Annotated in this window: 10 protein-coding genes; all 10 read left to right on the top strand. The window is 33.1% G+C overall.

What is annotated here, in order from left to right; genetic code table 11:
- Positions 1–306 precede the first annotated feature (306 nt).
- The 10 genes from ACXAG4_RS04880 (at position 307) to ACXAG4_RS04925 (ending at position 13,121) form a co-directional block, all read left to right on the top strand.
- Entirely contained in the window at positions 307–909 is a 603-nt protein-coding gene (locus tag ACXAG4_RS04880; protein ID WP_475294949.1) for an RNA polymerase sigma factor, read from the top strand.
- A gap of 98 nt (positions 910–1,007) precedes the next feature.
- Positions 1,008–2,096 (top strand): FecR family protein, encoded by a 1,089-nt coding sequence (locus ACXAG4_RS04885; RefSeq protein ID WP_475294950.1) that lies wholly within the window; start codon positions 1,008–1,010, stop codon positions 2,094–2,096.
- A gap of 121 nt (positions 2,097–2,217) precedes the next feature.
- Positions 2,218–5,679: a TonB-dependent receptor gene (locus ACXAG4_RS04890; RefSeq protein ID WP_475294951.1), complete on the top strand. Its 3,462-nt coding sequence runs from the start codon at positions 2,218–2,220 to the stop codon at positions 5,677–5,679.
- A 20-nt stretch (positions 5,680–5,699) separates the two neighbouring features.
- Positions 5,700–7,244, top strand: coding sequence for a RagB/SusD family nutrient uptake outer membrane protein (locus ACXAG4_RS04895; protein ID WP_475294952.1), 1,545 nt, complete (start codon positions 5,700–5,702; stop codon positions 7,242–7,244).
- 160 nt (positions 7,245–7,404) lie between these two features.
- On the top strand, positions 7,405–9,246 hold the full coding sequence (locus ACXAG4_RS04900; protein WP_475294953.1) for a sulfatase-like hydrolase/transferase: 1,842 nt from the start codon (positions 7,405–7,407) through the stop codon (positions 9,244–9,246).
- Positions 9,247–9,327: 81 nt separating this feature from the next.
- Complete coding sequence (locus tag ACXAG4_RS04905; protein ID WP_475294954.1) at positions 9,328–10,662, top strand: MATE family efflux transporter; 1,335 nt, start codon at positions 9,328–9,330, stop codon at positions 10,660–10,662.
- Positions 10,663–10,696: 34 nt separating this feature from the next.
- A complete protein-coding gene (locus ACXAG4_RS04910) occupies positions 10,697–10,867 on the top strand; it encodes a hypothetical protein (protein ID WP_475294955.1) in 171 nt (56 codons plus the stop codon).
- A gap of 110 nt (positions 10,868–10,977) precedes the next feature.
- The gene (locus ACXAG4_RS04915; RefSeq protein WP_475294956.1) at positions 10,978–11,433 is read left to right on the top strand and encodes a 6-pyruvoyl trahydropterin synthase family protein; all 456 of its coding nucleotides are present in this window, start codon (positions 10,978–10,980) and stop codon (positions 11,431–11,433) included.
- A 110-nt stretch (positions 11,434–11,543) separates the two neighbouring features.
- Entirely contained in the window at positions 11,544–12,326 is a 783-nt protein-coding gene (locus ACXAG4_RS04920; RefSeq protein WP_475294957.1) for a hypothetical protein, read from the top strand.
- Positions 12,327–12,368: 42 nt separating this feature from the next.
- On the top strand, positions 12,369–13,121 hold the full coding sequence (locus ACXAG4_RS04925; protein WP_475294958.1) for a UDP-2,3-diacylglucosamine diphosphatase: 753 nt from the start codon (positions 12,369–12,371) through the stop codon (positions 13,119–13,121).
- Positions 13,122–13,129 lie beyond the last annotated feature (8 nt).

Raw genomic sequence — 13,129 nt, forward strand, 5'->3', positions numbered from 1 at the left:
TAGTAAAGCAAACATTGCAAAAACAACTAATTACCATAACACACTAATTTATAGAAATAAAAAATATCTTTTTAAATTCATGTTTTTTGCTTTTTTTAACCTAAAATTTATCAAATTACAAAAAGTGGCACGTTAATAATTAATTCTTCATAATTAATAATATTTAATTTTTTATTATAAATTAGTACCCAACACCCCTCTTTAACAACACAACAAACCTTTTTTGAATAAAAGCACATTTCTGGTTTCTAAATTCTATTTAAAAACCTCAAATATTTTGGCGAAAGCTACTAAATTAAGCTGTTAATGGAGATTACAAACAAAACCAATACTAAAGAACAAACCCTCTGGTCTCAAATAAGGGAAGGTAACACTTCGGCTTTGGGTAATCTTTATGATTTACATGTAGATTCATTAATTTCTTACGGTATTAAAATTTCTGGAGACAAAAGCTACACCATGGATTGTATTCATGATCTTTTTGTAGACCTATACAAATACAAAAATAAATTAGGAGATACTAATAATGTTAAGTTCTACCTTTTTACCGCTTTAAAACGTAAAATCAATAAAAAATATAAGGTTAAAGAAATTTGCTTTGATAAAAACGAATTAAACACCACTATACTTCATAAAAAAAATTATACCAAACCTGTTGAAGATTATTTAGTTGAAAAAGAAATTTACCAACAAAAAGTAATTAAATTAAATACATTGCTAAATAAGCTTACCGAAAAACAACGTGAAGGTTTAAAACTAAGGTTTGAAGAAGGCCTATCATACGAAGACATTGCTGCAATGTTAAACGTATCGGTTTCATCTGCAAGAACCAACATTTACAGAGCCATTAAAACCCTAAGAAAACACCCTGCTACTTTAATAATATTCTCTTGGTTCCAATTTTTTTAAAAAAATTATAAAAAATTTGTCTATAGAACAAAAGGTTGATGCTTTATCTATTAGGAAGCGTTAATTTCTACTTATAAAAACTTATTTAACGTACTAAAATGAGCCAACATTCAAATAAAAAGTTTGAAAATAATTCTGCAACAGATTTAGAAAAAGAGCTTTTAAAAAAGTCTATTTTTTCTTCAATTAAAAAATTGAAAGTAAAAAGACGTTTAAAATACATTTCAACTAGTGCTGCTGCAGTTATAGTAATAGCTTTAGGTGTTGGTGCTTACTTAAAACTACAAAACGAAACCTCTGAAATTTCAAAATTTGTAAAATCTGCTGATGTAAAATCTTTAGAAAATTCAAACGAAGTAAAACTTATTATAGCCAAAGATAAAAACATTAAAATTGATGGCGAAAACACAACTATTTCTTACTCAACATCAGGTTCAAAAGTTAACATTGGCAACTCCAAAACTTTAACCCAAGAAACCAATAACCAAAATACCGTTAAATACAATACTCTTGTGGTGCCTTACGGAAAAAGATCGTTTTTAACATTGGCCGATGGTAGTAAAGTTTGGTTAAATTCAGGATCAAAATTTGTATATCCTGTTAATTTTTCAAAAGAAAACAAACGTGTAGTTTATCTAGTTGAAGGTGAAGCTGCTTTTGATATAGCTCACAACGCTAAAAAACCTTTTGTAATGATGACAGACAACCAAGAAATTGAAGTGTTAGGAACCGTTTTTAACGTAAGCAATTACAGCGATGACACTAATAATTTTGTGGTGTTAAAAAGTGGTAGCGTACAGGTTTCCTACCCAGAAAAACACAATACTATTTTAAACCAAAAGAAAAAAATAGTTATAAAACCTGGGCAAATGGCTAATATTAACAAAGCTACAAGGTTGGTTACTGCAAAAAAAGTAAATACAAATCATTATTTTTCTTGGAAAGATGGCGTGCTAATATTAGATAACAGCAACCTTAACTACATAACCAAAAAGCTATCTAGGTATTATAATATTCCTATTATAATTGACAATGAACAGATTAAAAATCAAACCTTTTCAGGGCATTTAGATTTAAAAGATAGTGTAGAAAAAGTAATTGAAACCATTATTGAGGCAGGAACTGCCGAAAATTTAAACTATAAAATTACCAACAATAACTTAATACTAACCAATAAAATACATTAAACTATATGACAAAAACACCTTTTTAGAAAAAAACCAGAAGATGCGCCAACACCTTCTGGTGGTTAAGTTGCAATAATATTGCAGTACAATAAAATTACAAACTAAATAGAAGAACTAAATTATGAATAAAATCTTTATGAGACCTCAAAAAGGTTTCAAAAAGGCGTTACATAACGTCCTATACACTATTATGAGAGTTTTTATATGTTTTATAATATTCGGCTTAAGCTCTGTTTATGCAAATTCATCCTATTCTCAAGTAAAAATAAATATCAATGTTAAAAACGTTAGCATTGAAGAACTTTTTAAGGAAATTCAAAACAAAAGTGAATATATCTTTTTTTATAAAGATGATGTTATAGACAAAAATGCCAGAATATCACTAAACCTAAAAGATGCTTTAATAACCGATATTTTAAACCAATCTTTAAATAATATAGGTTTAGATTATAAAATTGCAGACAGGCAAGTTATTATTAAAGCCAAAAAAATTGACACTAAACAACAACTAAACACACCAAAAAAACCACAAAAATTTACCGTAACAGGTGTAATTACAGATGTTAATGGCACACCTCTACCCGGAGCCTCTGTACTTGAAAAAGACACCACAAATGGTGCTCAAACAGATTTTGATGGTAATTTTACTTTAGATGTAGCATCACCCAATTCAATAATTGTAATTTCATACATAGGTTTCACAACACAAGAAATTCCTTTAAACGGTAAAACTACACTTACTGTGGTTTTAGAAGAAAACGCTGCTAGTTTAGATGAAGTTGTAGTTGTAGGTTACGGTGTTCAAAAAAGAGCTAATTTAACCGGTGCTGTTTCTATGGTTTCTAATGAATCTATTGAAAATAGGCCGGTACAAAACGCAACACAAGCTTTACAGGGGCAAGTTCCTGGTCTATTAATTTCACAATCAAACGGTATTCCTGGTGGCGAAGGCTTAAACATTAACATTCGTGGTTTAAACTCTTTTGGAAGTGGCAACGCTCCACTTGTTTTAATTGATGGCGTTGAAGGTAATATTGAAGATTTAGACCCTAGTGTTATAGAATCTGTTAATGTTTTAAAAGATGCATCTTCGGCCGCTATTTACGGTTTAAAAGCTGCAAACGGTGTAATTTTAGTACAAACAAAAACAGGTGGAAAAGATGCCATATCTATCACTTATGATGGCAGTTACCAATTGAGTAACCCAACTATGTTACCCAAGATGATAACCAATTCTGCAGATTATATGACCTTATATAACCGTGGTTTAGTAAACTCTGCAGGCTCAGCAACGGGTAGTTACCCAGATGAAGTTATTAATGCCTACCGCAACAACCCTAATAATCCGTTATACCCTAATACAGACTGGACAGACCTTGTACTCCGTACGGGTAGTGTTCAAAGAAACACAATTGGTATTAATGGTACCACAGGAAAAACCACTTACAACCTATCACTTAGTAGTTGGAAACAAGATGGTATGATTGAGAACTCTAACTTTGATAAGTATAATTTCTTTTTCAACTTTAAAACAAAAATTAAAGAAAATATTGATGTTGGCGGAACATTCATGGGCTTAACATCTGAAAGAAAAGGTCCTAATGATGATTTTGGTAGCCCGCTACTACAAACATGGTGGGTGCGCCCAACTTGGGGACCTTACACGCTTGATGGTACAGGACATTTTGCAGGTAAAGCCTTTTCTGGTTCTGCAAACGACCCTGATGGCCTTGTGTTTGATGAAGGATTTACCAGAGAAAATCCGCTTGTAAAACTATATGGCCAAAACGGACCAAGTGATGAGAAATACAATTTTAATGGAAACATTTTTACAAGTATAAAAATTCTAGACGGCCTTGTCTTTGATGCTAAAGGAGCTTATAAGTTTGATTACCTACGTTCAAAAAATCAAGTTTTAACACAAGATGAGTATAATTATAGAACAGGTGAATACATTCGTACAACACGTGATGCTTCAAAAATAGATGTTGGTAATCAGTTTTCAAAAGTAACAACCTTTTATTCAACACTAACTTACAACAAGCTTATAGATGAAACGCATGATTTAAAATTCATGTTAGGGTATAGTCAAGAATCTAGACGCAGAGAATGGACCAACTCTACTCGTTTTGGTGTGGCTAGCCGAAGCCTTACAGAGCTTGATGGAGCCGGAACTTCAAATCAACTTACATCAGGCTCAACCACCGAGAGTAGTATTAGAAGTGGGTTTTCTCGTTTAAACTACGCTTTTAATGATAAATACCTTTTTGAAGCCAACCTGCGTACAGATATTAGTAGTAGGTTTGCCGAAGGTAATAGAGTTGGTGTTTTTCCATCGTTTTCTGTTGGTTGGCGTATAGACCAAGAAAGTTTTATGGAAAATGTAGATTTTATTAGGCAACTAAAACTACGTGCTTCCTGGGGGCAACTTGGTAATGATGGTAGTAATGACTACCCATACCAATCGCGTTATGCATTTGGTAACTATGATGCTGGAAATTACCTAACTACAAGAGCATCAGGTTCTCACGGCTATCCTTTCGGTTCTAGTATTTCATCAGGTGTTGTTTTAGAAAATTTCACCAATGCCGATATTACTTGGGAAACCACAACTATTACAGATATTGGTCTTGATTTTACATCAAAAAGCGGTTCGTTTTTTGCCAATGTAGATTATTATGAAAAAGTAACTTCAGATATTTTACGTCAGTTACAAGTATCTGTAGAATCTGGTGCTGGTGGGCCACAAGTAAACCAAGGTGAAATGAAAAACACTGGTTGGGATATTGTGTTAGGGCACCAAAAAACGTTAGGCGATTTTAGCTATAAAATAAGTACTAACTTCTCATGGTATAAAAATGAATTAGTAAAATACGGCGCACCAGAAATTGGAAATACTACTATTAACGAAGAAGGTTACGCCTTTAACGATTTTTACATGTGGGAAGCTGATGGTTTTTTTAACACCCAAGAAGATATAGACAATGCACCAACACAACCTTTAGCTCCTTATTTAGGAGGTATTCGTCTTAAAAACCAAAACCCAGATGAAGATAATGTTGTTGACCAAAATGACCGCATTCATATAGATGGGCAACACCCAGATTTGTTATACGGTGCAAACATTTCTCTATCGTATAAAAACTTTGAGTTAAGTACATTTTGGCAAGGTGTTGCAGGACAAAAAACTTACCGCTCAACACATGGTGTAGAGCCTTTTAATCAAGATGGTAACGCACCTAAAGTTTGGCTAACAGACTCTTGGACACCAGATAATATGAACGCAAGTTTACCTGCCGTTTATAATGAGTCTTTAAGTACATATGGTGCTGGCGAATATTTTAACTCGTTTTGGTTAATGAATACTTCATATTTTAGAATGAAAAATGTAACATTTACATATTCTTTCCCAAGTAAAATAACAGAAAAACTAAAAGTTAGCAGTGCCAAACTTTATTTTTCAGGAGACAACCTTTTAACCATAACTGGCGATAATTTATTTAACATAGATCCTGAGATACTAACCTCTTACACGTATCCAATATCTAAGTCATACACTTTTGGTATTAAACTCTCTTTATAACCCGTTAAACAGTTAAAAAAATGAATACAAAATATATATACAAAATACTATTCCTTTCATTTATTGTAGCTTTTACAGGCTGTAGCGAGGAATTTTTAGACAAACAACCAGGTGACGCTATTTCTAGTGGCACTTTTTGGGAAACCGAAGCTGATGCGCAAATGGCATTAACTGGTGTTTACAGTAATTTACAAACAAACTTTTACTCTACACTAACCCTAAGTAAATGGAATGGTGGCCCACAAATACAACAAGGCTGGGATGAATTAACCGACAATGCTTACGGTGCTAGAGATAATGGTTTTCGAGATATTTTAACGGGTGTTTTAAACCCTGATGGGCAAGCTCAACGCGCCATAAAAGCACTTTACGGTGTTAGCTACGTTGGTATTAATGGTTGTAATGAGTTTTTAAGTAAGATTGATAATGTTTCGGCAAGTGAAAATTTAATTAATCAATGGAAAGGCGAAGCCCTATTTATTCGTGCTTATTTTTATTACTACTTAGCCGTAACCTATGGAGATGTACCAATTCGTACTGAAGCTAGTACTGTTGAAAATCAATTCACAGCAAAAAGTTCGCAAAGCGAAGTATTTAATCAAATTTTAAACGATTTAAACACTGCTATAGATTATTTACCAGCTGCAACCTATGATGGGCATGTTAAAAAAGAAGCTGCCTTAGCATTAAAAGCCAAAGTATTACTTTACACAAAAGATTACACAAACGCCGCTATTGCCGCAAAAGCAGTAATAGATAATGGCAACTATAGTTTGTCTTCTAACTATAATGATTTGTTTTTAGATGCAGGCCAAACAGATAACCCAGAAATCATTTTCTCAATAAAAATGGCAAATACTCCAGGAGAAAGCGCCCTATGGTCTTCTCAAATTATGATTGGTTTTTGGGGTAACATTCACCCAACAATAAATTTAGTAAATGCTTATGAGTGTACTGATGGGCTTCCAATTACCTCTTCACCATTGTATGATCCTAACGCACCAATGGAAAATAGAGATCCGCGTTTAAACGCTACTATTTTTGAAGGTAATTGGAATCCTTTAGTTGAAATTAAATCGGTAACCGGTTATACATTCATAAAAGGAATAAACCCAACAACCATTAACACCTTATCTCAACCCTTAAATGACGGTACAGATTTTATCCATTTAAGATACGCCGATGTGTTACTAATGTATGCTGAAGCTAAAATTGAAGCCAATGATATAGATCAATCTGTTCTTGATGCTATTAACATGGTAAGAGCCAGAGCTTACGGTGTAGATTATACCGATACAGCAAATTATCCTGCGTTAACAGCATTAGATCAAGTAACATTACGTGACAAAGTACGTAATGAACGTAGGGTAGAATTTCCTTTAGAAAATTCGCGCTACTTCGATTTAAAAAGATGGGAACTTGCCGAACAAGTTTTAAATGGTTTTGATGGCGATCCTGTTTCCCAACGCGTGTTTTTGCCAAAACATTACAAATGGCCATTACCGCAAGATGCCCTTAACAAAAACCCTGAGCTCGTTCAAAATCCTGATTATGTAACCGATTAGTTTTGTTCATAAAAATGAACGTGAAAAGCAGCCTTTAAAGGCTGCTTTTTTTATTTCAATCTATTTTATATATACATATTATATACATGCTACAAATACAAACTTTTATTTCTTTCAAAAAAGCAAAAAACTAATATTTTAGTTTGAAACTTACTAAACTATGAAAAAATTAATACTTGCAGCTATTTTGCTATTTGGGTACGCACAAATTATAGCCTCTCAAAACAAACCTAATATTCTTTGGATTATTACTGATGACCATAGAGCTGATGCATTAGAATGCTACAACCAAGCCACCACAGGTAAAAACGAAAGTGCTCTTGGGTATGTATCTTCACCAAACATAAACAAGTTAGCAAAAGAAGGTGTGCTTTTTGTAAATGCATTTACCAATTCTCCTGTTTGCGGGCCATCAAGGGGCTCAATGTTAAGTGGGCGCTACCCGTTTAGAAACGGTCACTATCAATTTGAACAAACACACCAAGAACCAGATTTTGTAAAACCTTCAATACCACAAACTTTAAGAAAAAATGGTTACACCTCTACATCGTTTGGAAAAGAAGGCGCTTATATTTTTGATTGGGAGGGTAAACAAACTTTTAAAGACCCTGGACATTACGATTATAAAGTGAGCTTTAAACACGATTTACAAAAAAATAATGTGGGCGATTATTGGAATCAACCAGCTTACGCCGAAGGTTCTGCATGGAATAACATTGGTACCGAAGAACGCGTAAAAACCCCCAATGGCAAAGTTGTAAAATACTTATTCAAGGCCAGAAAAGGTAAGGCAGTTGTAAGTGAAAAAGATAAAGCTTTAAGAAAAAAAATGGAGGAGAAATACGAAATTCTTCGCTCATATACCCGTGCAGGAAATAAAGATTTAATAATTGGCGGAGAAAACCCTATGCCAGCAGGACAAACCATTGATGGGAAAATTGTTGAAGAATTTAAACTGTTTCTAGAAAACCAAAACACCACATTTACAAACACCTACGATAAAACTAAAAAAGGTGTAAATAGTAGCAAACCTTTAATGACCTATTTAGGGTTTCATTTACCACACACACCCGTACTACCACCAAAATCTTTTAGAGATAAATTTAAAACAAAGCACTACAAAATACCTGAATTTGATGCTGCAGAAAAAGCAACTTTTACACCGCAGTTAGCTAAACTGTATGATGTTTTAAACTTTACCAACATGACGCCAAAAGAAAAACAACAAGCCATTCAAGATTATTATGCCTTTTGTGCTTATGGTGATGCCTTAATTGGCGAATCTGTTGAAGCTTTCAAAAATTACTGCCAAAAAAACAACCAAGACTATGTTATTGTTTTTGTTGTTGGAGACCACGGTTGGCATTTAGGTGAACAAGGTATTGAAGCTAAATTTACCGGTTGGAAACAATCTACTCACGGCGCCATGATAGTAGTATCTTCAAATAAAAATAAAGTGCCCGAAGGCATAATAAATAAAGATTTAATAGAATATGTAGATGCACCTGCCACTATTTTAGCCTCTGCAGGTATTCCAATTAGCTCAAAAGAATATGATTACATTGACGGTGTAAACTTGTTTAAGAATATTAATGGAACAGCGCAAAAACGCGATTATATTGTTGGAGAAACCAATGTTATTGTGGGGCATAGAGCATATTTGAGATCTAAAGATTTTGCGTTTTCTATGAAAACCAGACCAACTAATTGGAAAAAATTAGTGCCAAACAAAAATGTAAAATGGGCCTTAAATTGCCCCGTTGAAGAAGCAGAATTGGCTTTATATGATTTAAGAAATGATCCGCTAGAAAGAAAAAATGTTGCAGCAGATAAAAAATATAAAAAATTAGCTAATTGGTTTAGAAATAAGTTGGGAAACATCGTTTTAGGAGACGGTAGAGTTGAGTGCGATTGGTCTCAACAAAACGTTTACAACATTAGTAATTTTGCTAAAGGCGCTCATGACGGTAAACTTAACATTCCTTCAAAAATAATTCCCTAAAGTATTTTATAACTTTATAAGTACATAACATAAAAAATAAAGCGTTTTCCAATACTTTTGTAGTTTCAAAAAAAATAAGGTTTGAAAAGCACTTTATCATTAAAACACATAAACAAATTAGCAGTTCCTGCATTAATATCTGGTATTGCAGAACCTATTTTATCTATAACAGATACTGCTATAATTGGTAATATTAATGTAAATGCCACAGAATCTTTAGCCGCCGTTGGTATTGTAGGCACTTTTATGTCTATGCTTATTTGGGTATTTGGGCAAACACGAAGTGCCATTTCAACAATAATTTCGCAATATGTTGGTGCCAATAATTTAAATGCCGTTAAAAACCTACCAGCACAAGCTATTTTTATTGTTTTATGTTTAAGTGTTTTAATTATTGTAATAACCTACCCTTTAGCATCACAAATTTTTCAACTCTATAATGCTTCAAATGTAATTTTAAATTACAGTGTAGATTATTATAAAATTAGGGTTTTTGGCTTTCCGTTTACACTATTTACCATCGCTATTTTTGGTACATTTAGAGGTTTACAAAATACGTTTCAGCCCATGGTAATTGCTATTATTGGTGCTGTATTAAACATAATTTTAGACTTTGTTTTGGTGTATGGCATTAACGGTTATATACCACCAATGCATATAAAAGGCGCTGCCTATGCAAGTGTAATTGCGCAAATTATTATGGCAATTCTTTCGGCATATTATCTGCTTAAAAAAACAAATATTCCTTTGCTAGTTAGTTTCCCTTTTAATAAAGAAATAAGCAAATTTATAGGCATGGTAGCTAATTTGTTTATTAGAACTTTAGCCTTAAACATAACACTTTATTTTGCAACAAGGCTAGCCACAGGCTATGGCAAAAATTACATTGCAGCATATACCATTGCCATTAACCTTTGGTTTTTAGGCGCCTTTATTATTGACGGCTACTCTAGTGCTGGTAACATTTTATCAGGTAAGTTTTATGGTGGTAAAAATTATAACGCTCTGGTATATTTAAACAAAAAACTTATAAAAATAGGATTAATTGTAGGCTTTGCACTTAGCATTTTAGGTGCTATAATTTACAAACCTATTGGATTGTTATTTACCAAAGAAACGGAGGTTTTAAACACCTTTTATAATGTTTTTTGGATTGTGTTACTCATGCAACCCATTTGCTCAATAGCATTTATTTTTGATGGTGTTTTTAAAGGCCTAGGTAGAATGAAGTTACTTCGTAATGTTTTACTACTATCAACCTTTGTAGTTTTTATACCTATTGTATATGCCTTAAACTTTTTCAATTTTAAATTAAACGGTATATTTATTGCTCTCACCTTCTGGATGATTGCCCGCAGCCTACCACTTTTAATTTATTTCAACAAACAATATATTCCGCTAGCCAAAAACTCTTAACTTTGCAGCAGGAAAAAAATAACATTCCAAAAACATGCCTAATTTAATAGCATTACTTCAACAAGTAAATATTGAAGAAAAACTAAAAAAAGCACCAGATAGCAGTTACGAAATTGGTGTATTTATTGGCACCATGCTACCCTTTGTAATTTTGGTGCTTATAGCCTATGCTATTTACAGGTATAACAAGAAAAAATTAGATTAAAACACTATGGATATTTTAAACTTTTTAACGGGTAACGGTCTTTTTTTAGTACTTGCCATTGTTTTAATTGTAGTTTATATAGTTAACAGAAACAGAGGAAAACGCAGATAATGAAACATAATATAAGAATAACTAAACGCTTTTCATTTGAAACAGGTCATGCCCTATACGGCTACGACGGAAAATGCAAAAACATACACGGGCATAGTTATCACCTAGACGTTACCGTTATTGGTAGCCCTATTACAGATACAACCAACCCTAAACACGGTATGGTTATAGATTTTGGCGACTTAAAAAAAATAGTAAAAGAAGAAATTGAAGACGTTTTTGATCACGCCACCGTTTTTAACAAAAACACACCACACGTAGATTTAGCAAAAGATTTAATGAGTTTAGGCCACAAAGTTTTATTAGTAAATTATCAACCAACCAGCGAAATGATGGTTATAGATTTTGCGGCCAAAATACAAAAACGCCTACCAGAAAACATCAAATTACACGCGCTTAAACTACAAGAAACCGCCACCAGTTTTGCAGAGTGGTTTGCCGCAGACCAACAATAATTTTTTTAAGGGCGTTACCACGCTTAGGCGCGGTCGGGCTTTACGCTATATCTTTTTTTTATCAAAAAAAGGATGCCGCTGCAATCCCTAACGCAAACAAAACCAAACCCATGCCCGAAATATTATTTATAGTAAAATTAGTGGTAGCCATTGCTTTTGTTGTGGGCTTATCACTTTTAGCCGAAAATGTAAGCCCTAAAGTTGCAGGCATACTTTCTGGCTACCCAACAGGTTCTGCCATTACATTATTTTTTTTTGGTTTAGAGGTTAGCGCAGACTTTGCATCAAAAAGTGCCGTTTATAACATGATAGGGCTATCGGGCGCGCTCACATTTGTATATATCTATTATTTAGCATCAAACTATTTTAATAAATACAACATTTTGCTATCATCACTATCAGCAATTTTAGCATACTTTTTAGTGGTTTGGGCACTTCATTTTATAGAAATAAATAAATATTTAGCCATTTTAATTCCGGTAGCTTTTTCATTTTTATACATTATTCTATTCAAAAACATTGAAAATATAAAAATTGAAAAAAAAGTAAAACTAAGCCATAAAACCTTGTTTATAAGAGCCTTTTTTGCTGCAACAATAATATTAATTATAACTAGTATTCCTAAGTTTGTTGGCGCTACATGGGCAGGTTTGTTATCGGCATTTCCAACCACACTTTTTCCGTTAATACTCATTATTCATTTTACATACTCAAAAAAACACGTGCATACTGTTATAAAAAATGTTCCTGTTGGTATGTTTTCATTAATTATATATTCATTAACCGTTTCGGTAGTATACCCGCTATTTGGTATTTATATTGGCACACTCATAGCCTTTGCTGCAGCAACCATTTACCTTTTAATTTACCGAAAAATTAAAAGCATGCTTTAAATAAATACATTTTTTGCAACTTTGTAATTACTATATTTACACATGCAAATTCCCGAAGGAAAAAAAATATACTTTGCCTCCGATAATCATTTAGGAGCACCAACCAAAGAAGCCTCATTACCGCGCGAAAAAAAATTTGTTGCTTGGTTAAATGATGTAAAAGAAGATGCAGCCACTATTTTTTTGTTAGGCGATTTATTTGATTTTTGGATGGATTATAAATACGTTGTACCTAAAGGTTTTACAAGAACCCTAGGTAAACTTGCCGAAATAAGTGATGCTGGTATTCCTATTTACTATTTTGTGGGTAACCATGATTTATGGATGGATGATTATTTTGAAACAGAACTTAATATACCTGTTTACCACAAACCCAAAGAGTTCACATTTAACAACAAAACGTTTTTTATTGGCCATGGCGATGGTTTAGGCCCTGGTGATAAAGGGTACAAACGCATGAAAAAGGTGTTTACAAACCCGTTTTGCAAATGGTTATTCCGTTGGTTACACCCAGATATTGGCGTGCGTTTAGCACAACATTTATCGGTTAAAAATAAATTGATTTCTGGTGATGACGATGCTAAGTTTTTGGGCGAAGATAATGAGTGGCTTGTTCAATATTGCAAGCGTAAATTAGAGCAAAAACATAGAGATTTTTTTGTGTTTGGTCACAGGCATTTACCTTTAGATATTAACCTCAACAATAATTCAAAATACATAAATCTTGGAGATTGGATTCAATATTACACCTATGGCGTTTTTGATGGGGAACATTTAGAATTGAAAACATATTAATTTCAATA

The sequence above is a fragment of the Seonamhaeicola sp. ABD4_175 genome (assembly GCF_056160885.1).